The following is a 21,018-nucleotide window of genomic DNA, read 5'->3' as shown; positions in this document are numbered from 1 at the left end:
AAACCCATGGCTAATCATGCGAACAAAAAACAGCCAGCCGTATAATATTCAGCCGCGTTTCGCTTGACTGCAAAGCAAACGGGCCAGCAAACGCTGGCCCGTGGAAAGGTAAACTGACACGCCTGTCGTCAGGCGATCTTTTTGGCAATTAATCGTTCCGGGATAACGAAACTGAAGCGGGTTCCCTTACCCAGCGTGCTTTGAATATCGAGACGGCTTTCATGATGATTTACTGCATGTTTCACAATAGCCAGCCCCAGACCGCTGCCGCCGGTTTGCCGTGAGCGCGCTTTATCCACCCGGTAGAATCGCTCGGTCAGACGCGGGATGTGCTCAGGCGCGATCCCCGGCCCGTTATCCTCTACGCTGAACTCAGCGCCCGTTGGCGTGTGCTGCCAGCGCACCACGATCTCCGTCCCCGCTGGCGTATGATTCACCGCGTTATACACCAGATTAGAAATGGCGCTGCGCAGCTCATCTTCGCTGCCAAGCACCTTGAGCGTGTTGTCGACCTCGAAGGTCAGCTGATGCATTTTATGGCTTAACGTCTGCGCTTCGCGCTCCACCACCCGCAGCATCATCGGAACATCAATGGTGTCATTCAACGCCAGCGAGGGGGCGGCCTCAATTTTCGAGAGCGTCAGCAGCTGTTTCACCAGCCCTTCCATACGGTGCGTTTGTTCACGCATCGTATGCAACGCTTTCTCGCGCGGCGCGCCTTCCAGCGTTTGCTCCTGCATCATCTCCAGGTACCCCTGAAGCACCGTCAGCGGAGTGCGTAATTCGTGGCTGACGTTGGCAAAGAAGTTGCGTCGCGCCCCTTCCAGCTGGTGCATCTGGGTGACATCACGGGCAACCATCAGCCACTGCTGGTCGCTGTAAGGCATCACACGGATTTCCAGATGGCGCCCATTATTGAGCTTCAGGTTGTGGGGGCGGGTAAAATCACGCTTTTTCAGGTACAGCGTGAACTCGGGATAACGCAGAAGGTTGAGGATGTTCTGGCCATTATCGTCCGGCCAGCGCAGGCCCAGCAGCTGTTGCGCGAGGCCGTTACACCAGAAGATCGTCCCTTCTTCGGTCGTCAGGATGACAGCATCCGGCAGCGACTCAGCGCCGCTACGGAAGCGTTTGATCAGGCTTCCCAGTTCGCGACGCCGCTTTTTGTTACGCATCTGCATCTGGTGCAGACCGTACAGCAGCGGCTCCCAGCTTCCGCTTCCCGGCGGAGGCGTCATACTTCGGTCAACCCACAGCCACCATGAGAGGCGCAGCAAATTCCAGAAATGCCAGATCAGAAGCCCGGTAACCGACGCCAGCAGAAACCACGGCAAATATCCAAGAAAGGCCCCCAGAATGAAGGCCGGAATACAGCATAAGATCAGTTCAAAGACGAGCCTTTTCCATGACAGACGTTCCAGCACGCGTCACACTCCTGTCATTGTTCAGAAACGGGTTGAAAAACGATAACCCGTGCCGCGGACCGTCTGCACCATGCGATCGTGGCCGCTCAGTTCCAGCGCTTTTCGCAGGCGGCGGATATGTACGTCAACCGTCCGGTCTTCGACATACACGTTAGTTCCCCAGACGTTATTCAGCAACTGTTCGCGGCTGTATACGCGCTCCGGGTGAGTCATAAAGAAATGCAGAAGTTTAAATTCGGTAGGCCCCATATCGAGGGGATTTTCACCGGTCATGACGCGGTGTGAGGTAGGGTCAAGGCTCAGTCCCTGCATCTCAATCACCTCTTCCACCGCCATCGGTGAAATGCGGCGCATCACGGCTTTAATGCGGGCAACCAGCTCTTTCGGTGAGAATGGTTTGGTAATGTAATCGTCCGCCCCCGTTTCCAGACCGCGTACGCGATCCTCTTCTTCACCGCGCGCCGTGAGCATCACAACCGGTATGTCGCGGGTTAGCGCTTCACGTTTCAGGTGTTTGATAAACTGCAGCCCGGAGCCGCCAGGCAACATCCAGTCGAGCAGAATCAGATCGGGCCAGGGTTCATTCAGCTGGTTCACCGCGCTGTCATAATCTTCCGCCTCAACCGGCTGGAAGCCATTTTGCTCGAGCACGAAGCACACCATTTCACGAATCGGAGCTTCATCTTCTACGACCAGAATACGTCTCGCCATACTTTGCCCTGTTTTATCTTATTTAAGTTACAAGTTTGTAATGCGGCGTCATTATGCGTCAGATTTATGACAGATTTATGAAAAACAGTACCACTATAAAGGGCAAACTGTTGTTTTATTACAGCGGTTATTTTCTGTTCCCTGACAGTTTATAATCCTGCTTTCTCTTTTTCGCCACGGATCAGCAATGCGCATACTACACACCTCTGACTGGCATCTGGGTCAAAATTTTTACAGCAAAAGCCGGGCGGCTGAACACGAAGCGTTCCTGAACTGGCTGCTGGATACGGCCCGCTCTCATGAGGTGGACGCCATTATTGTGGCGGGCGACATCTTCGATACCGGCTCGCCCCCCAGCTATGCGCGCGAGTTATATAACCGTTTTGTCGTCAATCTGCAGCAAACGGGCTGTCATCTGGTGATTGTTGCCGGCAACCATGATTCCGTCGCAACGTTAAATGAATCCCGCGATATTCTGGCGTTTCTCAATACTACCGTGGTGGCCAGCGCAGGACATGCGCCGCAGATCCTGAAAAAGCGCGACGGGACGCCGGGTGCGGTACTGTGTCCGATCCCATTTTTACGCCCGCGCGATATTGTCCAAAGCCAGGCGGGGCTTTCCGGCGCTGAAAAACAGCAGCATTTGCTGCAGGCTATCACCGACTATTACCACCAGCAGCATGCCCAGGCCTGTGCCCTTCGCGGTGACCAGGCGATTCCGGTGATTGCCACCGGGCACCTCACCACCGTTGGGGCCAGCAAAAGCGACGCGGTGCGTGACATTTATATTGGCACGCTGGATGCTTTCCCGGCACAAAACTTCCCGCCCGCAGATTATATTGCCCTCGGGCATATCCACCGGGCGCAGGTTATCGGCGGCTGCGAGCACATTCGCTACTGCGGCTCGCCCATCTCGCTGAGTTTTGATGAGACCGGCAAAGCCAAAAGTGTCCATCTGGTGAGCTTTAGCGACGGCAAGCTCAGCGCCGTCGACACGCTGGAAGTGCCCGTCACCCAGCCGCTGGCGGTGCTGAAAGGCGATCTGGACGCCATCACCGCCCAACTTGAACAGTGGCGCGGCGTGGAACAAAACCCGCCGGTCTGGCTGGATATTGAGATCGCCAGCGGCGACTACCTGCATGATGTGCAGCGAAAAATTCAGGTGCTCACGGAAAACCTGCCGGTAGAGGTACTGCTGGTGCGCCGCAGCCGCGAGCAGCGCGAGAAAATTCTGCTCGGCGCTCAGCGCGAAACGCTCAGCGAACTCAGGGTGGAAGAGGTCTTTGAACGCCGGCTCTCCCACGAGGAGATTGACGACGCGAAACGCGCACGGCTGAACGAGCTGTTTACGCACACCCTGCATGCCCTGAACGATGAGGAAGAAAACGCATGAAAATCCTCAGCCTGCGCCTGAAAAACCTCAACTCACTGAAGGGTGAGTGGAAAATCGATTTTACCGCGGAGCCGTTTGCCAGCAACGGACTGTTTGCGATTACCGGGGCTACCGGCGCAGGAAAAACGACCCTGCTCGACGCCATTTGTCTGGCGCTGTATCACGAAACGCCGCGTCTGCAGAAAGTCTCCCAGGCACAAAACGATTTGATGACGCGCGACACGGCCGAATGCCTTGCTGAAGTTGAGTTTGAAGTCAAAGGTATTGCCTATCGCGCTTTCTGGAGTCAGAACCGCGCGCGAAATCAGCCCGACGGTAATCTTCAGGCCCCACGCGTCGAGCTGGTACGCTGTGAGGACGGTAAAATTCTGGCCGACAAAGTGTCGGATAAACTGGAACAAACGGCTGCCCTCACCGGGCTGGATTATGGCCGTTTTACCCGCTCAATGCTGCTCTCTCAGGGGCAATTTGCCGCCTTCCTCAATGCCAGACCTTCCGACCGCGCCGAACTCCTGGAAGAACTGACCGGAACCGAGATCTACGGTCAGATTTCCGCCATGGTGTTTGAGAAACACAAAGCCGCACGTAACGCCCTTGAGGTGTATGAAGCACAGGCTGCAGGCGTCGTGTTGTTGAGTGAAGAACAACAGCAGCAGTTACAGCAAAGTTTGCAGGCACTTACTGACGAAGAAAAAACGCTGCTGGCGCAACAGCAGAATCAACAGAAAGATTTTCAGTGGCTTACGCGCAATGACGAGCTTATACGTGAGCAGCAGCGCGTTGCCACCTTGCAGCAACAGGCGCAACAGGCACTGACCGAGGCTGCGCCCGAGCTGGCAACGCTCCAGCTTGCTCACCCCGCCGCCCAGCTGCGACCATTGTGGGACAGCCAGCAAGAGCAAACCACCCGGCTGGGGCAAACGAAGCAGCGCATTGTTGAAGTAAATGCTCGCTTACAAGCAAAAACCGCGCTGCGCTCGCGTATCCGTAATACGGCCCTGCGTAGCCATGCGCAACTGCAGACCGACCTTACGGCGCTGGCACAGTGGCTGGCAGAGCACGAGCGGTATCGTCAGAGGGGCCAGGAGATAGCAGGCTGGCGCGCCCATTTTGCACAGCTGAATCGCGATAAACATCAGATCGCCACGCTTTCCACGCGCATTGCTGAATTACGCCAGAAGCTGGCAGAGATGCCAGAAAACGCCCTGACGCTCACGGCTGACGAGGTCAGCGTGGCGATGGATCAACAGGCTCAGTCACGGACTTTCCGCCAGCGGCTGATGTCGCTTCAGGCCCGTTATCTGCCGCTGCAACAGCGTCTGCGCCAGAACGGTGAAAGCCTGCAGAAAGCCCAGGCAGAGCAGGTAAAACTCAATGAAACGCTGACGCTGCGCCGCCAGCAGTACAAGGAGAAAAACCAACATTATCTGGATCTTGAAACGCTCTGCAGACAGGAAGAGAAGATTAAAAGTCTGGAGGCAGAGCGTGCGCAGCTGCAGGCGGGACAGCCCTGCCCGCTGTGCGGCTCAACCTCGCACCCGGCGGTCACTGCCTATCAGGCGCTGGAGCTGAGTGCCAACCAGCAGCGTCGCGACCAGTTAGCCAAAGAGGTCGCTGCGCTTAAAGAGGAAGGATTGTTAGTTCTCGGCCAGGTGAATGCCCTGACCCGGCAGATCCAGCGTGAGACAGACGACGCTCAGACGCTCTCTCAGGAGGAGCAAGCGCTCACTAAAGAGTGGCAATCCGTTTGCGCGTCCCTGAATATCACTCTGAATATTCAGGAAGATATTGCCCCGTGGATGAACGAACAAGAGCAGTATGAGCGTCAGCTTTACCAGCTGAGCCAGCGTCTGACGCTGCAGCAACAGCTGAATGAACAGGACGCGCAGGCGCGTCAGTATCAACAGCAGCTGACGGCCACGCGCCAGGGGCTGGAAACAACTCTGCTTACGCTGTCACTCAACGTCCCGGAGGAAGGCACAGAGGCTGCCTGGCTGAACGAACGTGAAACCGAGTTCGCACAGTGGCAGGAAAAACAGACACAGCATAGCGTCATGCAGGAACGCATGACGGCTCTGATGCCGCTGCTCGACACCCTGCCCGCCACAAACGACACAGAAACCGAACCGGCCATTCCTGATAACTGGCGCGAAACGCACGACGAATGCGTTTCTCTTCAGAGCCAGCTTGCCACATTGCAACAGCAGGAGAACCTTGAAAGCGAGCGGCTGCAGCACGCCACGACGCATTTTACCGCCGCATTGACCGCAAGCTGCTTCGCCGATCGGGAGGCCTTTCTGGCTGCACTGCTTGATGAAGAGACTATCCGCCGTCTTGAACACCGTAAGCAGACCCTGGAAAACCAGCTTCAGCAGGCAACCGCGCTGTTCGCACAGGCAAACCAGCAGCTGCAGGCTCATCAGACGCAGCGACCGGAAGGGCTGGAACTCGACGCGCCAACCCTGCAGTTGCAGCTACAGCAACTCGGGCAACAGCTTCGGGAGAACACCACTCATCAGGGTGAGATCCGCCAGCAGCTTAAACAGGACAGCGATAACCGTCAGCACCAGCTGGCGCTCATGCAGCATATTGAAGAGGCCGCGCGGCTGGCCGATGACTGGAGCTATCTGAATTCGCTGATAGGTTCCAGCACCGGCGACAAGTTCCGTAAGTTTGCCCAGGGGCTCACGCTGGATAATCTGGTCTGGCTTGCCAACCAGCAGCTAAATCGCCTGCACGGGCGCTATTTGCTGCAGCGCAAGGTCAGCGATGCGCTGGAACTCGAAGTGGTGGATACCTGGCAGGCGGACGCGGTGCGCGATACCCGTACCCTCTCCGGCGGCGAAAGCTTCCTTGTTAGCCTGGCACTGGCGCTGGCGCTTTCCGATCTGGTGAGCCACAAGACACGCATCGATTCGCTGTTCCTGGATGAAGGCTTCGGCACGCTCGACAGCGAAACGCTGGATACCGCCCTGGATGCGCTCGACGCGCTGAACGCCACCGGGAAAACCATTGGCGTGATTAGCCACGTCGAGGCGATGAAAGAGCGGATCCCGGTGCAGATCAAAGTGAAGAAGATTAACGGGCTGGGGTATAGCAAGCTGGATAAGGTGTTTGCGGTGGAGTGAGGGTGCCCTGCGTTAGGGCACCCTCATCCCGCCCCTCTCACGTAGGGAGAGGGAGAATGGCTATAGCGGCCAGAGCCACGCGGCGCCGCGCACGCCGCTGGAGTCCCCGTGCACCGCTTTGCGGATCGGGGTTTCACACTCACCCCCGAAGACCCACTGCTTCACCAGATTCGGCACCGTGGCATATAAACGGTCGACGTTGCTCATCCCGCCGCCGAGCACAATCACGTCAGGGTCAAGGATATTCACCACGTGCGCCAGGGATTTCGCCAGCCGCATTTCATAGCGGCTGAGAGCCAGCTCAGCCACCGGATCGTGTTCCCCGACCCGGCGCATAATTTCGTTCCCCTTGAGTGGCTGGCCACTCAGGCGGTGGTAATCGGTGGCAAAACCGGTGCCGGAGATAAACGTCTCAATACAGCCCTGCTTGCCGCAATAGCACGGCACCTCGGCGCGGTATTTAAGTTCATCTTCATCCATCCACGGCAAGGGGTTATGTCCCCACTCGCCCGCCGTACCGTTGCCGCCAATATGGGCACGCCCGCCCAGGGCCACGCCTGCGCCACAGCCGGTCCCGATAATGACCGCAAAAACGGTCTGGGCCCCTGCGGCGGCACCGTCAATGGCTTCGGAGACGGCCAGACAGTTGGCGTCATTTGCCAGACGCACTTCCCGGTTCAGGCGCTGACTTAAATCTTTATCAAAAGGCTGACCGTTGAGCCAGGTGGAGTTGGCGTTTTTAACCACCCCGGTATAGGGCGAGATTGAGCCCGGGATCCCCATCCCAACGGTGCCGGTCTGCCCTGTCGCCTGCTCAGCCATGTCGACCAGCCGGGCAATCGTCTCGATAGTCTGGTGATAATCATCGCGCGGCGTAGGCAGACGGTGGCGGAACAGTTGCTCCCCCAGCTCGCTCAGTGCGATGACTTCTGTTTTGGTGCCGCCCAAATCAATCCCAATACGCACAAGACACTCCTCATTATTTTGATTATCAACAGAGTAGAAGCCCGCTTCCCGATTAGCAATGCAAGCGATGCGACAATTCGTTATCATGCCCGCTGATTTAACGACAAGGCCGTGGAAATTATCATGCTGTGGTTCAAAAATTTGATGGTTTACCGTCTCAGCCGCGACGTTTCGCTGCGTGCAGAAGAGATGGAAAAACAGTTAGCCGCTTATAGCTTTTCCCCTTGCGGTAGCCAGGATATGGCAAAAACCGGTTGGGTTCCTCCAATGGGTTCACAAAGCGATGCATTGACCCACGCCAGCAGCACGGGTCAAATCATCGTCTGCGCCCGCAAAGAAGAAAAAATTCTGCCCACGCCGGTGGTCAAGCAGGCGCTCGAAGCGAAAATTTTCAAGCTTGAAGCCGAACAGGGTCGCAAGCTGAAAAAAACCGAAAAAGATTCGCTGAAAGACGAAGTTCTTCACTCTCTGCTGCCGCGCGCCTTTAGCCGTTTCAGCCAGACAATGATGTGGATCGATACCGTTAACGGGCTGATCATGGTGGACTGCGCCAGCGCCAAAAAAGCGGAAGATACGCTGGCCCTGCTGCGCAAAAGCATCGGATCGTTACCGGTCGTTCCGCTGGCGCTGGAAACGCCGATTGAACTGACCCTGACCGAATGGGTGCGCAGCGGTACAGCGGCCCAGGGCTTCCAGATCCTTGATGAAGCTGAGCTCAAAGCCCTGCTCGAAGATGGCGGCGTGATCCGCGCGAAAAAGCAGGATCTGGTGAGCGACGAGATCGCCGTACACATTGAAGCGGGCAAAGTGGTGACCAAACTGGCACTCGACTGGCAGCAGCGTATTCAGTTTGTGATGTGCGATGACGGCTCGGTGAAGCGTCTGAAATTCTGCGATGAGCTGCGCGATCAGAACGAAGATATCGATCGTGAAGATTACGCACAGCGCTTTGACGCGGACTTTATCCTGATGACCGGAGAGCTGGCAGCGTTAATTCAGAATCTGGTAGAAGGCCTCGGCGGCGAAGCGCAGCGGTAATGCCTGCAGTGACCCTCTCCCGACAGGGAGAGGGAATAAAACGTTTTATTTCAGGTAGCGGCACAGATAAGAGGTCGGTTCAGCAACCTGCAGATGGAATTCGCTGTGGCCAGGGACGTTGAACGCTTGTCCGGCAGAGTAAACTTTCCATTCTGTTTCCCCCGGCAGTAAGACGTTGAGCGCACCGCTGATCACCGTCATCTCTTCAGCTTCGGCTGTACCAAAGGTGTATTCCCCTTCAGCCATAACGCCGACACTGGCGCGGCCAGTGCTGCTGCTGGTAAAACCAATGGATTTCACTTTACCGGAAAAGTATTCGTTACTTTGAAGCATGAACTGGCCCTTATATTTTTAGATAAAAATTCACTATAGGGGCCATGATCATCACCTGTCACGCAAAATCATTAGATCAACAGCTCTGCGGCCAGCCGGGCCATCAGAACATTGGACAACAGCACCGGGACATCCAGCGCCTTTTGCAGTAAGTCACGGTGGTGCTGGTGGAATCCAAGGCAGTCCAGAATCAACACATCGGCCCCTCTCTCCAGCAGTTCCCGTCCTGCCTCAATCAGCGCAGCCTCGCTATCCCAGAAGGGATTGGCCAGCGCATACAAAGGCATTTTTTCGAGTACGTGCCATTTTGCCGTCTGGTTGTCCATGAGCTCTTCAATGGGAACAATGACCCCCACCTGATGCCCGTCAACAATGGAGGCCACCAGCGGCGGAATGATCCGCATCGGCTCCAGCAAAATCGCATTACGCGCGATGAGTCCCTTAACAGGTGCAGTACTCATCAGTAAAATAACGTCATAGCCTTGATTATCGAGCACTTCTATTACGCTCTGCAGCGAGCGCTCGATTTTCTGACGCGAAACATGCGCCAGTTTACCGTCACTTAATAACGTCGCCAGGGGATCCTCCCCCGCCTCTACAGCGTAGTCTTCCATGACCTCTTCCCGACTCATCTTCCCCAGCAGGCTTAGATGCGTTATCTGTTGTTCAGATACATGCTCGGTTAAGAGCGGTAACACTTCGCTTACAGGGACCACACCAATAGTGAGGATCGCCAACGTCGCCTTCATCTTCATCGCCTTCCATTACCGCTAAATCTTTCACACAGGTACAGGCTCACTACGCTGCACAGTTCGTTTTTTCAACAAAACAGCACCAAGCGTAGCAGGTGATCCCCATCGCGAAATGTAAAGATCGCCTGCCCGTTACGGAGTTACCTGTAATAACTAAATATTAACCCCTGCTTAACATTTGCGATGAGTAAAAAGTGTGATTCAGGCACGGTATTTAGCCCTTTAGGAATTCATTCACGACTTATCAGGATCTTCGTAGCGCCGTTTGGCATCCAGCGCTTCCTGTTCAGTTTCATGTTCACTGATCAGAGAGTCTGGTTTGGGGTGATCGGCACGCAGCTGATACCAGGTGACGGTTTGATCGCCATTGCCTTTTTCAACGGTAACGATGCGTGCTTCACGTGGATAGGGAGGTCTGGTTGGCATAGCTCATCCTTTTTTTATGTCTGAGCTATAAGTATAGACGCCGCTTAGCTGGCACAAGCCAAACGCAGGGCGGTAATAATCTGAATTACCACGTCCTCGGGTGAAGCGGAAGCATCCACAACGTGGTGTGCCGCTTCGCGGTATAACGCATCGCGCTCGGCCAGCACTTCGCTCACCTCTTCGCTGAGCGGCCGGGAGGTCAGCGCAGGACGTTGTCCCTCTTCCGGAAATGCTTCCAGCCGCCTTACCAGGGCCGAAACGGGTGCGCTGAGGTAGATGACAATCCCTTTTTCGCGCATAAAGCGACGGTTACACTCGGCGAGAACAATGCCGCCACCGGTTGCGATAACAGCAGACGGCGTGGTGACCGCCTTCAGCGCGGCCGTTTCACGGGCGCGAAAGCTCTCCCACCCCTCTTGCTCAACGATTTCCGCGATGCTTTTCCCGGCTTCGGTTTGCAGCCAGTGGTCGGTATCAACAAACTGACGATCGCACGCGCGTGCCAGTTCCAGGCCAACGGTGGTTTTCCCACAGCCGCGGGGGCCAACTAAAAAGATGGGTTGGGTCATAACCAGGTGTTCCCCTTGATGCCGGATGGCCGAAGAGCGTAAAGAAATAATTGCAGAAGATGTTGCGTTTACTTTACTGCAAAGCGGTACGGGATGACAACCCTGCGGAGGCCATACTGTACCACAAAGTGACAATGGTTATCATTACGCAGTGCGACGCTTGACTTCGAGTAGCCACTTATCAAGCTCTGCGGCGAACTGCTGGCGATCGCGCTGGGACAGGCTGTCTGGCCCGCCGGTCTGCACGCCGCTGGCGCGAAGCGTATCCATAAAATCACGCATGGTGAGTCTTTCACGAATGGTCGCCGACGAATAACGCTCCCCTCTCGGGTTCAGCGCCGCCGCTCCCTTTTCAATCACTTCCGCGGCCAGCGGGATATCCGCCGTGATCACCAGATCCTCAGGGCTACACAGACGCACAATCTCGTTATCCGCCACGTCAAAGCCGGCCGGAACCCGCAACGCGCGAATAAATCGGGAAGGTGGTACGCGAATATTCTGGTTCGCCACCAGCGTAAGCGGCATCTGCACGCGCTCGGCCGCGCGGAATAAAATCTCTTTAATCACATTCGGACACGCGTCCGCATCAACCCAAATCGCCATATTGTCTCCCCATAATGATTCTGCCGACTATTGTCGCCTGCATTTCGTTGTTAAGCTATCAATCAGAGAAAACAACGCATAATGACGGAGAATCGTGATGGATAAGAAAATCGGGTTTATCGGCTGCGGTAACATGGGCAAAGCCATCCTGGGTGGCCTGATCGCCAGCGGACAGGTGCTGCCGGGTCAGATTTGGGTCTACACCCCATCACCGGACAACGTCGCCGCGTTACGCGATCGGTACGGGATCAACGCAGCCGAAAGCGCCCAGGAAGTGGCTCAGGTAGCCGATATTGTCTTTGGCGCCGTCAAGCCGAACATCATGATCAAAGTGCTGAGCGACATCACCACCAGCCTGAACAAAGAGACGCTGGTCGTATCGATTGCCGCGGGCGTCACGCTCGATCAGCTGGCGCGCGCGCTGGGTCATGACCGTAAAATCGTACGCGCTATGCCGAATACCCCGTCACTGGTCAACGCCGGCATGACCTCCGTCACGCCTAACGCGCTGGTGACGTCGGAAGACGTGGCGGATGTCCTGAACATCTTCCGCTGCTTCGGTGAAGCGGAAGTCATTGCCGAATCCATGATCCATCCGGTAGTGGGAGTGAGCGGTTCAGCGCCTGCGTATGTCTTTATGTTTTTAGAAGCGATGGCCGACGCCGCGGTGCTTGGCGGCATGCCACGAGCGCAGGCGTATAAATTTGCTGCGCAGGCCGTGATGGGCTCTGCCAAAATGGTGCTGGAGACCGGTAAGCATCCGGGTGAACTGAAAGATATGGTCTGCTCGCCTGGCGGAACCACTATCGAGGCGGTGCGGGTGCTGGAAGAGCGCGGCTTCCGTTCGGCCGTTATTGAAGCGATGACAAAATGCATGGAAAAATCAGAGAAACTGAGTAAATCCTGATTATCTGCGCCGGGCGTCAGGCAGCCACCTCGGTGCGGCCGCGTCCGGCATTTTTCGCTTTATACAGCGCCACATCGGCCGCTTTTAACCACTCCCGATAGTGCCCGAACTGCGGTCCCCAGGGCGCGACACCGACGCTAATACGCAGAGATTCCTTGGGCGCACACGGTAACGACAGCGTTTCCAGCCGCTCATGCACGCGTGACATCACGGCGATGGCACTGTCTGCCGCCGTCCGGGACATGATCACCGCGAACTCATCCCCGCCGAAACGGCCTATCGCATCCCCGGAACGCACCGTTAGCTGCAGTTGCCGCGTCAGGGCAATGATCGCTTCATCACCCACATCGTGGCCCCAGGTGTCATTGATATTCTTAAAATGATCGATATCGATAAGCAAAATCGTGGCGGTGCAGTGGTTGCGGCGACAGTGTTCAAATTCATTTCTCAGCAGCACTTCCCAGTGCCGGCGATTAAAGACGCCGGTCATGCCGTCGCGAGTACTCATCAGCTCCAGCCGCCGTTTATGCTCTGCAAGCCTGATGGCAGTACGATGGCTGAGCCAGGCAAAAAGCATCGGATATAACACCAGCACGGGAAGCGTTAAGCCCCATGCCAGAGGCTCCGGGTTAAAGACAGCCACCCGGCCCACGACGGGGAGCGTCACCAGGGAAGACAGAAGGGTTAACATCATGCCGGTAAAAAACAGCCGACAGCCGCCGGCCCCCATCATGTTCATTCCCACCATCATCAGCAGCGCTGCCGTAGGTAGCGCATTGATCCCCATCATGCCGATCCAAAGCCCGGCAATAATGGCATCAATCTTCAGATTAAAATGTTCCTGCTGATGAGGAGAAGCAGCGCGGCAGGACCACTGCCAGGCGAAATGGGGCCAGATAAATGCCCACCCCACTAGGAACAACCACCAGACGCCGGATACAGAAAAGGTGACCAGCACGCCAGAGAGGGGGAAGAACATCGCTGCCAGTCCGACAACACGCGCCAGCCGGGCTCGCCGGGCAAACGGGATCCCGGTACGGTGTGGGTCATCCTGAGAAAGGGTCATATTCCACTCTTCCCGAATGCGCTTTATATTGTAATAAGATTCATCATTCATCATTTTTGGGAATATTCTGAAATATTTCCCAAATTATAGAGAGGGGGCTTACGGGGAAAGTATGAAATTTCGGGTGAGCCGCCGGGGCCACTCACCCGATAGGACTACACGTTTTTCTTCAGACAGGCACTCATGAACTTGCTGCGATCGTCGCCTTTCAGGGACTGTTCGGTCGCTTTCGCATTACACTCGCGCATTTTTTGCTGCTGCGGCGTCAGGCTTTTCTCACCCGGTTTCGCGGCACCGTTTTTGAGGCAACCGCTCATGTAGGTCTTACGGGCATCGCCCTTCAGGCTCTGTGCGGTCGCCTGTTGATTACAGGTGGTCATGCGTTGCTGCTGCGGCGTTAATGTTTTCTCTTCCGCGTTCGCCGATGAGATCAGGAACAGACCCGAGAGCAGAGTAACCAGTAATGTTGTTTTCATTGCACCATCCTTTTGTGAACATTCACTGTAAGTCTGGTTCGTGACAGGAAAAAAACCACCCGGCAGATGTGATTTCCGCCGGGCTTTTATTATTTCAGCCCTAAAGCCGCTTTCATGGTGTAGAACAGATCCGTTTGATCGGTCAGCCCTACCACGTTTGCCGCATGCGGACCGTATGCTGCGATGCGCAGCTGGGTTCCGGTATGCTCCATGGACTCTTCTTCAGAGTTGCCATAGCTCAACACCATCACCGCGCCATCTTTGGTGTTCAGCGCCTGCGTCAGGCCCGGTGCTTTGGTATCCGCTGGGATGATCTGGCTGGCGTGCGCATGGTCTGCAGTAACGACCACCAGGGTATTGCCGTCTTTCTTCGCGAACTCAAGTGCCTTCTGCACTGCTTCGTCCAGATCGACCGTCTCGCCAATCTGACCGCACGGGTTAGCCGCATGATCCTGTTTATCGATCGACGCGCCTTCCACCTGCAGGAAGAAGCCCTTTTCACTCTTGCTCAGCAATGAGATCGCTTTATCGGTCATCGCCGCCAGCGTCGGGATGCTGTCGGTACGTTTTGGGTTTGGCGCACAGGTTACGGCAGGTTTATCAATGTTGCCGTGGTAGGACGCTTTTGGCCCTTCCCAGCGCACCGGCATGTTGCCATCAGAGAAAAGACCCAGCAGCGGTTTATCCTGGCTTGCTTCGGTGATCGCCGCCAGAGAAGATGCATCACTCACCAGCTGATAGCCGCGAGCCTGCGCCTGCTCACGCAGCGTTTTGCCCTGCCATTCGCCCGCCGTTGCGGTTTCCGCGAAGGTTTTCGCCCCGCCGCCCAGCGTCACGTCAGGACGTGTGTTCAACAGTTGTTCCGTAATCGAGCCTTTACCGCCCTTTTCCAGCGCGTTAGTGGGGCATTTTTCGCTGGTCACAGACGGGCCGTAGCATTTACGCGAGGTGACATGCGCTACCAGCGCCGCTGGCGTTGCATCCTGAAGTTCAGCCGTAGAGACGTTGCCGGTAGCCAGTCCCGCCGCTTTAGCCATCTCCAGAATGGTCTGGTGATCTTTTTCGTGAATATCTACACCCAGCGCACCATTATAGGTTTTCACACCGGTGGACCACGCAGTGGCAGAGGCAGCAGAATCCGTCACGTAATCGGGTTTACAGGTTTTTTTATCCAGCGCGTAATGGGTATATTGTCCGGTGAGAGGCAGTGCGTCGATACCTTTAAAAAAGCCGCCCGCGCCTTCGGCATAATTTCGTGCTGCCGTTATTTCGGAATCGCCCATCCCGTCGCCAATCAGCAGAATAATGTTTTTAGCGGGTTTCTCATTCAGCGAAGCGCGAATGGCGGCGGTTTGATCTTCAGTCAACCGACGCGCGCCGCCTGGCTGGGTGATATCCCCTTTGGCCGCACGATTATCCAGCACGCTGGTATTGTGAGTGTCGGCATAAATAGCGGGTGACATTAACAGGGGAAGTAATGCGATGAAAAGTGCGCTCTGTTTCAATTTATTTTCTCCATGTACAAATACATAAAAAATAAAACAGAGCGACTATAGGCATCCTGCATGACAATTCTATGACACGCCGTCAGGTTCCGTGATGGTTTAGTTGCGAGGATGCCTTAACAGCTTTTTTACGTACTGGCGGAGCATTTCAGCATCCTCAACCGGCACCTGGGAATCGGGTCTGACGCTTTCCAGCGCGCCTTCAACGTTCTCAATCAACGTCTGTTGTTCGTTTTTCGCCATTTGTCGCAGCAGCGCGGTGACCACAATTTCCAGCGCTTCAACCTGGGCGACCAACTCTTTTGACTCTTCTTCCTTTTGTGCAAGCTTGACCAACAACTCAGCAATGAGATTTTTCATGGTGCTATTTCCTTATCCGTTTTGTCTGAACTTAGCATTCTGAATCCATTATGCAAAGAGAAGAAATTTATTATGTTATGCAAAAGTGATGCGGCAGGAAAAATAGATTCCTCGCGGCTTTCAGCGAAACGTTTTTCTATAAAAAACGCCGCATTTAGTTATATAAAAATGCGGCGACCATAAGAATATATAATACATCTACGAAACGGCTATCGCGCCGACTTCGCCTCTGCCATTTGTCTGCGGCGACGCAGTGCAATAGCCAGTTGAATTATATTTATCAGCACCACAATAGCGGTAGCAGCAAATACCCAACGGAAACCGGCCATTGCCGAAACAGCGGCTCCCATAAGCGGACCGGCAACGTTACCTAAATACATAAACGACTGGTTATAGCCAAAAATACGGCCCGTTACCTGGTCACTGGAATATTTCACCAGCAATGTTTGCACCGCGGGTAACATCGCACCATCGGCAAAGCCCAGCAGAAACCGCAGCACGCCAAGCTGAAGCGGAGAAGTGACAAACGACATTGCGAAAAAGAGCACCACCGCAAAAATCAGCGTGGCCATCAGGATACGCGCCGTGCCGATCCTGTCGCCCAGTTTTCCAAGACGTGGTGCCGAAATGAGGGCTGATACACCCGGGACGGCGGCAATCATCCCGCTGAGGAAAGCAATATTATTGCTGTCTGGCTCCATCGACTTAATAAACAGCGCCAGAATCGGGCCGACCGAACCGTTGCAAAGCTGGATCACCATGGTGGTCACAAACAGGCTGATCATCAGGCCCGGATAGGGCAGCGAGGCGAAGACGGCCTTGCCGCTCAGGCGTTCAGCTTTGCTGATGACGGGGCGTCCTCCCTCTTTAATGAGGAAGAGCGTGACCAGAAAACTGACCACCAGCAGGATGGCCGTAATGATAAACACCGCGCGCAGCCCCACATGATCGGCGAGGAAGCCCCCTAGCAGCGGGCCGCCAATGACCCCGCTTATCTGAGCAGTAGAGAGCGTACTCAGCGCCCAGCCGCTGCGTTCACGGGGCACCTGCGAGGCCACCAGCGCCATGGCATTCGGAATATACCCGGACGTCAGCCCCATCACCGCTCGCAGGAAAAAGAGCTGCCATACGTTAGTGGCAAAGGCCTGCAGCAGAATGGCTATCGCCATCCCCAGCGATGCGCGCAGCAGCATCAGCTTGCGCCCTTTGCGGTCGGCCAGACTGCCCCACATCGGCGAGACAATGGCAGAGACCAGAAACGTGACGCTGAACGTCAGACCTGACCACATGGAGAGCGCTTCATGGGAGGTAACGCCCAGCTGCGACACGTACAGCGGCAGGAAGGGCAATATCTGGCTGATGGCCAGCCCGGTAAAGAAGCACCCGAACCAGACCGAGATGAGATTAACTTTCCAGGATTCCATAAAAGAAATAGTCTTCATTTTTAGGCGAATTCGCCGACAGATTAGCAAGTTACGCGTTATGACGTCGCACCAGAGATGCGCCCTTGCCGACTTTGGTGTTTTATCTTCCCAGTCATCATATTTGTGAAATAAGTCACAAATCATCCATTTTCTGACGGAATATTATGCTTCAGCGGCAGAGACCAAAACCGCGCATCCCCAGGTGAAAGTGGCTGGCATGGGCAGCGTTATACTCTGGCCCCAGGCTGTTGCCGTAATAGCTGCAGCTCGCCGCCAGCATGCCTTTCAGCCATGGCTGCGTTTTGGTCGCCTTCCAGCCGTTTTGTACCGTGACCTTCTCACCGTTCGCCAGCACAAACGCCGTGATATCCAGTGCCTCTGCCGTGGCATGTTCACTGCGTCGCGCGTCGGGGCGATGGTAAATGTTGCGGCAGGCAAAGCTGCCGAGATGCTCAATACGCGTCAGCTCACTTCCCGTATAGCTTCTGGTGAGTGGCCGGGCCTGCTGGCTGATAAACAAGGCAGAACTGAGCGCCAGCGGGCAGCTCGCAAGGAAACTGCTGTTCAGGCTGACCGGACCGAAGTTACGTACCCGGACGACGTTACGGAGTGGACACTCCCCACCGCTGTCTGCGACCGGTTGTGTGCGGATAAGCGCGCGTTGATTGGCCTGTGATAACAGGCTCGTGCACGCCTGGGGCGTTAAGTTCCGAAGCTTATACTGGGTAATGCGGCCTGGCGGGTCGTCGAGATGTAGCGGCGTGAAAGGGTTGTAGTAAGACGGCAACCAGCGATACCCCACCGTTGCGACAGCCGCAATAATGAAAACGGTCAGCAGAGTTTTTCCTTTCACGCTCCCCCCTTAACATTCCCCAAAACATTATGGCAGAAGGCCGCGAAACCCGCTGGGCATCGTGGTATGTTATTGGTTTTTCGTCAGACTGGAAGAGAGTGAGATGGCAAAGCAGCGCGTAGGTATTGTCTTTGGAGGAAAATCAGCGGAGCACGAGGTTTCATTGCAATCGGCCAAAAATATCGTCGATGCAATCGATAAAAGCCGTTTCGACGTGGTGCTGCTGGGCATAGATAAACAGGGGCAATGGCATGTCAACGATGCCAGCCAGTATCTGTTAAATGCTGACGATCCGGCGCATATCGCTCTGAATCCTTCTGCAATCAGCGTCGCGACCGTACCCGGCGTGGTGCAAGGGCAACTCATCGACGCCGGTAATGCGCAGTCTCTCGCCCAGATTGACGTGGTCTTCCCTATCGTTCATGGCACCCTTGGCGAAGATGGTTCGCTGCAGGGGATGCTGCGCATGGCCAACCTGCCGTTTGTCGGTTCTGATGTGCTGGGTTCCGCTGCCTGCATGGATAAAGATGTCACCAAGCGCCTGCTGCGTGATGCAGGGCTGAATATTGCGCCGTTTGTCACCCTCACCCGCGCCAACCGTGACCAACACAGCTTCGCTCAGATTTCTGGTCAGCTGGGCCTGCCGCTGTTTGTGAAACCTGCAAACCAGGGTTCTTCCGTCGGGGTCAGCAAGGTGACAAGCGAAGCGCAGTTCACACAAGCGGTCAGCCTGGCGTTTGAGTTTGACCATAAAGTGGTGGTCGAGCAGGGCATCAAAGGCCGCGAAATTGAGTGCGCCGTGTTGGGCAACGATTTCCCACAGGCAAGCACCTGCGGAGAAGTGGTGTTAAACAGTGATTTCTACTCTTACGACACCAAATACATTGATGATAAAGGCGCCCAGGTTGTTGTGCCTGCGAATATCGATCCGGCAATCAACGATAAGATCCGCGCGATCGCGATTAACGCTTATCAGACGCTCGGCTGCAGCGGCATGGCGCGCGTGGATGTGTTCCTGACGCCTGAAAACGAGGTGGTGATTAATGAAATCAACACTCTGCCGGGCTTCACCAACATCAGCATGTATCCCAAGCTGTGGCAGGCCAGCGGGCTTAGCTACTCAGCACTCATCACCCGCCTGATTGAACTGGCGCTGGAGCGTCATGCTGCGGACAGCGCCCTGAAAAGCTCCGTAAACGGTTAATCGGGACTCTTCGCCGTTTCCGTCTCATCCGCTGTCGTCTCTTCAGGACGACGGCGGATAATCATCCCCGCCAGCCAGAAGCTGATAACCCAGGTCACCAGACCCACGGCATACGTTTGCCACCCTTTTGCTTCAAATCCCAACAGCCCCACGACACCGTTAAGAATAAAGATCAGCCCGATAGCAAAGGCGTAGTAATGCCAGTCACGGCGTAGTTTGGAAGTGAGCTTCATGACAACTCCGGCAGGAAAAAAAGATATCCTCTCACAGATTTATGACGAGGTCTGTGGCTGATGCGGAAATTCTGAAACACGCTGTTGTTTCAATTAAGTTAAGAAATTGTGATGCGCTGCAGAATTCGACAATCCAGGAGAATTCCTTAGGGTAAATTAACACGATTCTGATATTGACAAATGCTATGACCTGTCAAACTCACCTTGTAAGACGCATATAAAACAGAGTGATTTATCGGGAGGTCGTGATGGCTGACTTTACATTGTCGAAACCGATTTTTGGCGGTAAACAACCAAAAACCTCCACGGCGGGTAATATCGCTTATGCCCTGTTCGTCTTGTTCTGTTTCTGGGCGGGTTCGCAGCTACTCAATATGCTGGTTCATGCACCAGGAGTCTATGAACACCTGATGCAGGTGCAGGATAACGGACGCCCGCGAGTGGAAATTGGCTTTGGCGTAAGCACCCTGTTTGGCCTGATTCCTTTCCTCGCAGGGTGTATGATTTTAGGCGTTGTGGCATTAGTACTGCGTTTTCGCCGTCGCTTTTAAAGCCCCATACAGCGAGCCCGGCGGTCATCCACGCGTTTTGCGAACCAGGCGGTTGTCAGGTTACGCGTGATCTTCGGGCTTTCCAGCTGAATACCCGGCAGGATTGCCCTCGGTAACGTTTTCCCATTTTTCTGTTCTGCAAGCGTAAAGACTTTCTTGTAGAGATCGGTTTTCTCAAACGCCAGACTATCGCCTTTCTCAAGCTGATGGCGAATGTCGCTGTCACTCATGCCAAGCCTGTTCGATAATTTCCGCACCGCCCGCTCCGTGGTGCCAGCCTCGCTGCTGCCGTAGGCAATAAGATCGCCATCCAGTGCCAGCTTCACGCCGCTCGCGCGGCTGACCGCATTCTGAAACGCCGCGTTACGGCTGGCATACCAGCCTGCGTTAAAGTCCGCAAAGCGGTACAGCGGCTCACTGTAATTCGCCGGATAGTTCAGCAGATGATAAGTGCCGAACCACAAGCCGCCACGCAGGGAGAAGACCTCCTGACGCACCGTACCGTCGATTTTCCACGGGTAGCCGTCGGTATGCTTTTCCGCAAAGGCAATGCTGACCTGCATCGGCCCGCCGGTGTGTACCGGGTTAAGTGAGCCAAACAGTGTCTGCCCCATCGGCACCATGCTGATGAAATCATCAAAGATGGCGCTGAGCTGTTTCTCGGTTTTTACCGTGTCCAGCCGTTCGCTGTAGCTTTTTCCATTTGGCGAGGTGATCTTAAACGCGGTATGCACGAGAAATACCGGGATATGCATCGATTCCGCACGGCGGTCGATCTCTTTCCAGGCTATTTTGTTCAGACCCGGCACGACCGGGTCTGACTGGTACATTGATTCCTGCTGCGCCACCGCCAGTACCGAGCAGATATTCTCCTCGGTAGGGGCAATCTTCTGGCTTTCAAAGGTTTTTGCCAGCGCATCCGCCCATGCATTGCGATCTTTCACGCTGGCGGGCATTTTTTGCCGCACAACGCTTGCCACATCAACAGGCTTCTCCCCTTCTTTAAGCGGAGCGGCCCCTTTTTCGGCACACCCCACCAGCACCAGAGCGGCCAGTAAGGACAACGGTAACGCACGCGGTACGGCAAAGGTCATAG

At 55.2% G+C, this 21,018-nt stretch carries 22 protein-coding genes; 6 read left to right on the top strand and 16 right to left on the bottom strand.

Translation table 11 applies throughout. The features are described 5' to 3' along the window. Positions 1 to 128: 128 nt before the first annotated feature. Both phoR and phoB read right to left on the bottom strand, forming a co-directional pair. On the bottom strand, positions 129 to 1,424 hold the full coding sequence (gene phoR, locus AM379_RS12610) for a phosphate regulon sensor histidine kinase PhoR (protein ID WP_106503760.1): 1,296 nt from the start codon (positions 1,422 to 1,424) through the stop codon (positions 129 to 131). Between the two features lie 21 nt (positions 1,425 to 1,445). After that, positions 1,446 to 2,135 (bottom strand): phosphate response regulator transcription factor PhoB, encoded by a 690-nt coding sequence (gene phoB / locus AM379_RS12605; RefSeq protein ID WP_008503265.1) that lies wholly within the window; start codon positions 2,133 to 2,135, stop codon positions 1,446 to 1,448. 187 nt (positions 2,136 to 2,322) lie between these two features. Between phoB and sbcD the strand changes: the two genes are divergently transcribed. Beyond that, the gene (gene sbcD / locus AM379_RS12600; protein WP_106503759.1) at positions 2,323 to 3,528 is read left to right on the top strand and encodes an exonuclease subunit SbcD; all 1,206 of its coding nucleotides are present in this window, start codon (positions 2,323 to 2,325) and stop codon (positions 3,526 to 3,528) included. Next, on the top strand, positions 3,525 to 6,656 hold the full coding sequence (gene sbcC, locus AM379_RS12595) for an exonuclease subunit SbcC (protein ID WP_106503758.1): 3,132 nt from the start codon (positions 3,525 to 3,527) through the stop codon (positions 6,654 to 6,656). The genes sbcD and sbcC overlap by 4 nt, the downstream gene beginning before the upstream one ends. A gap of 60 nt (positions 6,657 to 6,716) precedes the next feature. On the opposite strand, the gene mak is transcribed toward sbcC, so the two are convergent. Then, a complete protein-coding gene (gene mak / locus AM379_RS12590) occupies positions 6,717 to 7,622 on the bottom strand; it encodes a fructokinase (RefSeq protein WP_106503757.1) in 906 nt (301 codons plus the stop codon). Between the two features lie 123 nt (positions 7,623 to 7,745). Here mak and rdgC point away from each other — a divergent pair, with 123 nt between their 5' ends. Beyond that, a complete protein-coding gene (gene rdgC / locus AM379_RS12585) occupies positions 7,746 to 8,660 on the top strand; it encodes a recombination-associated protein RdgC (RefSeq protein ID WP_014882739.1) in 915 nt (304 codons plus the stop codon). Between the two features lie 45 nt (positions 8,661 to 8,705). On the opposite strand, the gene ppnP is transcribed toward rdgC, so the two are convergent. The 5 genes from ppnP to AM379_RS12560 all read right to left on the bottom strand — a co-directional run bounded on the left by ppnP (position 8,706) and on the right by AM379_RS12560 (position 11,343). After that, positions 8,706 to 8,993, bottom strand: coding sequence for a pyrimidine/purine nucleoside phosphorylase (ppnP, locus tag AM379_RS12580; RefSeq protein WP_014168827.1), 288 nt, complete (start codon positions 8,991 to 8,993; stop codon positions 8,706 to 8,708). A 71-nt stretch (positions 8,994 to 9,064) separates the two neighbouring features. Further along, positions 9,065 to 9,742, bottom strand: a complete 678-nt coding sequence (locus AM379_RS12575) for an AroM family protein (protein WP_025204994.1) — start codon at positions 9,740 to 9,742, stop codon at positions 9,065 to 9,067. Positions 9,743 to 9,979: 237 nt separating this feature from the next. Next, positions 9,980 to 10,171: a protein YaiA gene (gene yaiA, locus AM379_RS12570; RefSeq protein ID WP_013095817.1), complete on the bottom strand. Its 192-nt coding sequence runs from the start codon at positions 10,169 to 10,171 to the stop codon at positions 9,980 to 9,982. A 44-nt stretch (positions 10,172 to 10,215) separates the two neighbouring features. Then, entirely contained in the window at positions 10,216 to 10,740 is a 525-nt protein-coding gene (gene aroL / locus AM379_RS12565) for a shikimate kinase AroL (RefSeq protein ID WP_079231363.1), read from the bottom strand. A 144-nt stretch (positions 10,741 to 10,884) separates the two neighbouring features. After that, on the bottom strand, positions 10,885 to 11,343 hold the full coding sequence (locus AM379_RS12560; RefSeq protein WP_106503756.1) for a YaiI/YqxD family protein: 459 nt from the start codon (positions 11,341 to 11,343) through the stop codon (positions 10,885 to 10,887). 97 nt (positions 11,344 to 11,440) lie between these two features. On the opposite strand from AM379_RS12560, the gene proC reads away from it, so the two are divergent. Then, positions 11,441 to 12,250, top strand: coding sequence for a pyrroline-5-carboxylate reductase (gene proC / locus AM379_RS12555; protein ID WP_020885239.1), 810 nt, complete (start codon positions 11,441 to 11,443; stop codon positions 12,248 to 12,250). A gap of 16 nt (positions 12,251 to 12,266) precedes the next feature. On the opposite strand, the gene adrA is transcribed toward proC, so the two are convergent. From adrA to AM379_RS12525, 6 genes are all read right to left on the bottom strand, one after another. Next, the gene (gene adrA, locus AM379_RS12550; protein ID WP_106503755.1) at positions 12,267 to 13,370 is read right to left on the bottom strand and encodes a diguanylate cyclase AdrA; all 1,104 of its coding nucleotides are present in this window, start codon (positions 13,368 to 13,370) and stop codon (positions 12,267 to 12,269) included. A 101-nt stretch (positions 13,371 to 13,471) separates the two neighbouring features. Beyond that, a complete protein-coding gene (psiF, locus tag AM379_RS12545; protein WP_014168820.1) occupies positions 13,472 to 13,792 on the bottom strand; it encodes a phosphate starvation-inducible protein PsiF in 321 nt (106 codons plus the stop codon). 89 nt (positions 13,793 to 13,881) lie between these two features. Beyond that, positions 13,882 to 15,297 carry an alkaline phosphatase gene (gene phoA / locus AM379_RS12540; protein ID WP_106503754.1) on the bottom strand — a complete coding sequence of 472 codons (1,416 nt, stop codon included), beginning with the start codon at positions 15,295 to 15,297 and terminating at the stop codon, positions 13,882 to 13,884. Positions 15,298 to 15,396: 99 nt separating this feature from the next. After that, entirely contained in the window at positions 15,397 to 15,657 is a 261-nt protein-coding gene (iraP, locus tag AM379_RS12535; RefSeq protein WP_014168818.1) for an anti-adapter protein IraP, read from the bottom strand. Positions 15,658 to 15,866: 209 nt separating this feature from the next. Next, entirely contained in the window at positions 15,867 to 17,081 is a 1,215-nt protein-coding gene (locus AM379_RS12530) for a multidrug efflux MFS transporter (protein WP_025204998.1), read from the bottom strand. A 169-nt stretch (positions 17,082 to 17,250) separates the two neighbouring features. After that, on the bottom strand, positions 17,251 to 17,934 hold the full coding sequence (locus AM379_RS12525; protein WP_020885243.1) for an extensin-like domain-containing protein: 684 nt from the start codon (positions 17,932 to 17,934) through the stop codon (positions 17,251 to 17,253). Positions 17,935 to 18,037: 103 nt separating this feature from the next. Here AM379_RS12525 and ddlA point away from each other — a divergent pair, with 103 nt between their 5' ends. Beyond that, positions 18,038 to 19,138: a D-alanine--D-alanine ligase gene (gene ddlA, locus AM379_RS12520; RefSeq protein WP_020885244.1), complete on the top strand. Its 1,101-nt coding sequence runs from the start codon at positions 18,038 to 18,040 to the stop codon at positions 19,136 to 19,138. Here the strand turns inward: ddlA and AM379_RS12515 are convergent. Beyond that, positions 19,135 to 19,371 carry a DUF2754 family protein gene (locus AM379_RS12515; RefSeq protein ID WP_020885245.1) on the bottom strand — a complete coding sequence of 79 codons (237 nt, stop codon included), beginning with the start codon at positions 19,369 to 19,371 and terminating at the stop codon, positions 19,135 to 19,137. The genes ddlA and AM379_RS12515 overlap by 4 nt on opposite strands. Before the next feature lie 248 nt (positions 19,372 to 19,619). On the opposite strand from AM379_RS12515, the gene AM379_RS12510 reads away from it, so the two are divergent. Next, positions 19,620 to 19,922: a DUF2755 family protein gene (locus tag AM379_RS12510; protein ID WP_020885246.1), complete on the top strand. Its 303-nt coding sequence runs from the start codon at positions 19,620 to 19,622 to the stop codon at positions 19,920 to 19,922. On the opposite strand, the gene AM379_RS12505 is transcribed toward AM379_RS12510, so the two are convergent. Continuing rightward, positions 19,919 to 21,016, bottom strand: coding sequence for a DUF1615 domain-containing protein (locus AM379_RS12505; RefSeq protein ID WP_073395596.1), 1,098 nt, complete (start codon positions 21,014 to 21,016; stop codon positions 19,919 to 19,921). The two genes, AM379_RS12510 and AM379_RS12505, sit on opposite strands and share 4 nt — an antisense overlap. Between the last annotated feature and the right edge of the window lie 2 nt (positions 21,017 to 21,018).

The sequence above is a fragment of the Enterobacter cloacae complex sp. FDA-CDC-AR_0132 genome (assembly GCF_003010695.1).
In the GTDB taxonomy this organism is placed as follows: domain Bacteria; phylum Pseudomonadota; class Gammaproteobacteria; order Enterobacterales; family Enterobacteriaceae; genus Enterobacter; species Enterobacter ludwigii.
The sequence above is the reverse complement of the archived record's forward strand: the minus strand, read 5'-3'. Positions and strand labels throughout refer to the sequence as shown.

Bases quoted from the DNA above. Each gene is read 5' to 3' on its own strand.
- phoB (WP_008503265.1), bottom strand. From the start codon at position 2,135: ATGGCGAGACGTATTCTGGTCGTAGAAGATGAAGCTCCGATTCGTGAA.
- sbcD (WP_106503759.1), top strand. From the start codon at position 2,323: ATGCGCATACTACACACCTCTGACTGGCATCTGGGTCAAAATTTTTAC.
- sbcC (WP_106503758.1), top strand. From the start codon at position 3,525: ATGAAAATCCTCAGCCTGCGCCTGAAAAACCTCAACTCACTGAAGGGT.
- rdgC (WP_014882739.1), top strand. From the start codon at position 7,746: ATGCTGTGGTTCAAAAATTTGATGGTTTACCGTCTCAGCCGCGACGTT.
- ppnP (WP_014168827.1), bottom strand. From the start codon at position 8,993: ATGCTTCAAAGTAACGAATACTTTTCCGGTAAAGTGAAATCCATTGGT.
- AM379_RS12575 (WP_025204994.1), bottom strand. From the start codon at position 9,742: ATGAAGGCGACGTTGGCGATCCTCACTATTGGTGTGGTCCCTGTAAGC.
- yaiA (WP_013095817.1), bottom strand. From the start codon at position 10,171: ATGCCAACCAGACCTCCCTATCCACGTGAAGCACGCATCGTTACCGTT.
- aroL (WP_079231363.1), bottom strand. From the start codon at position 10,740: ATGACCCAACCCATCTTTTTAGTTGGCCCCCGCGGCTGTGGGAAAACC.
- AM379_RS12560 (WP_106503756.1), bottom strand. From the start codon at position 11,343: ATGGCGATTTGGGTTGATGCGGACGCGTGTCCGAATGTGATTAAAGAG.
- proC (WP_020885239.1), top strand. From the start codon at position 11,441: ATGGATAAGAAAATCGGGTTTATCGGCTGCGGTAACATGGGCAAAGCC.
- adrA (WP_106503755.1), bottom strand. From the start codon at position 13,370: ATGATGAATGATGAATCTTATTACAATATAAAGCGCATTCGGGAAGAG.
- psiF (WP_014168820.1), bottom strand. From the start codon at position 13,792: ATGAAAACAACATTACTGGTTACTCTGCTCTCGGGTCTGTTCCTGATC.
- iraP (WP_014168818.1), bottom strand. From the start codon at position 15,657: ATGAAAAATCTCATTGCTGAGTTGTTGGTCAAGCTTGCACAAAAGGAA.
- AM379_RS12530 (WP_025204998.1), bottom strand. From the start codon at position 17,081: ATGGAATCCTGGAAAGTTAATCTCATCTCGGTCTGGTTCGGGTGCTTC.
- ddlA (WP_020885244.1), top strand. From the start codon at position 18,038: ATGGCAAAGCAGCGCGTAGGTATTGTCTTTGGAGGAAAATCAGCGGAG.
- AM379_RS12515 (WP_020885245.1), bottom strand. From the start codon at position 19,371: ATGAAGCTCACTTCCAAACTACGCCGTGACTGGCATTACTACGCCTTT.
- AM379_RS12510 (WP_020885246.1), top strand. From the start codon at position 19,620: ATGGCTGACTTTACATTGTCGAAACCGATTTTTGGCGGTAAACAACCA.
- AM379_RS12505 (WP_073395596.1), bottom strand. From the start codon at position 21,016: ATGACCTTTGCCGTACCGCGTGCGTTACCGTTGTCCTTACTGGCCGCT.